At 74.8% G+C, this 1,151-nt stretch carries 1 protein-coding gene and 1 pseudogene; one reads left to right on the forward strand and one right to left on the reverse strand.

Annotation, left to right across the window (positions count from 1 at the left end; all coding sequences use genetic code 11):
• A partial coding sequence (locus tag AB0G02_RS41510) for a UbiA family prenyltransferase (protein ID WP_360806458.1) occupies nucleotides 1-553 on the reverse strand: 553 nt, incomplete at its 3' end.
• Between the two features lie 36 nt (nucleotides 554-589).
• Here AB0G02_RS41510 and AB0G02_RS41515 point away from each other — a divergent pair.
• Nucleotides 590-1,151: pseudogene (locus AB0G02_RS41515) on the forward strand (hypothetical protein); the annotation flags it as partial.

Consider the following 1,151-nt stretch of genomic DNA (forward strand, 5'->3'; position numbering starts at 1 on the left):
GCGCGCCGACGACCGGCACCCACCACGGCGGCCACGGCTGGCCGGGCGACGCGACGTAGGGCGCGACGGGCAGTGCGCCGAAGGCGACGAGGTAGGTCGCGCCGGACCAGATCGTCGCCTTGAGCCCGAGGTTGTAGGCCCACCCGGCCGCGACCCCGATCAGCAGGGCCACCGCGGCGGCCGGTCCGAGCAGCGAGGACAACACCGTCGTCGCCACCAGCGCGGTCGACGCGGCGGCGGCGATCACCGGTCGGGGGACGAGCCCGGCCGCGACCGGCTTGTCCTCCCGCCCGACGGCGCGGTCCCGGGCGGCGTCGATCCAGTCGTTGGACCAGCCGATCGACAGCTGGCCGGTGAACACCGCCGCGCCGAGCAACGCGACCCGCCCCGCGGTCAGCCCGACCCCGGCGGACAGGATCACGGCCACCGCCGTCACCGCCAGTCCCGGGAGGGGGTGGCACGCACCGGCGAGACCTCGCAGCACCGCCCACCACGGCCACCCGGTCGCCGTCCGGCGCGGCGCACCGCCCGGTGCTGCTGGCAAGCCGGTCATGTGCCGAGTGTAGGCACAAGCCGTACCGTGAAACCGGTGACGACGATTTCAGCGGTCCGCGGTGTGCTCCCGCCGCACCGGTACCCGCAGGCGCAGCTGACCGAGTTGTTCGGCCGGCTGTGCCTGCCGGACCGGGCCTCGCGAGCCGTGGCGGACCGGTTCCACGCCAGTGCGCGGGTCGCGTCACGTCACCTGGCGCTGCCCATCGAGCGCTACGCCGGACTGGACGGTTTCACGGCCTCGAACGACGCGTTCCTGTCGGCCGCGGTGGACCTCGGCTGCGAGGCGGTGCTCGCCGCCCTCGCGGACGCGGGCCTGGTCCCCGCGGACGTGGACCTCGTGGTCTCCACGACGGTGACCGGCATCGCGGTGCCCTCCCTCGACGCGCGCATCGCGTCGCGGATCGGCCTGCGCCCGGACGTGAAGCGGCTGCCGATCTTCGGGCTGGGCTGCGTGGCCGGTGCGGCGGGCATAGCGCGGCTGCACGACTTCTTACGCGGCTGGCCCACGTCGGTGGCGGTGCTGGTGTCGGTCGAGCTGTGCTCGCTCACCCTCCAGCGCGGGGATCCCAGTGCCGCCAACATGATCGCGTCCGGGC

The sequence above is a fragment of the Actinosynnema sp. NPDC023658 genome, assembly GCF_040639995.1.
Lineage (GTDB): Bacteria > Actinomycetota > Actinomycetes > Mycobacteriales > Pseudonocardiaceae > Actinosynnema.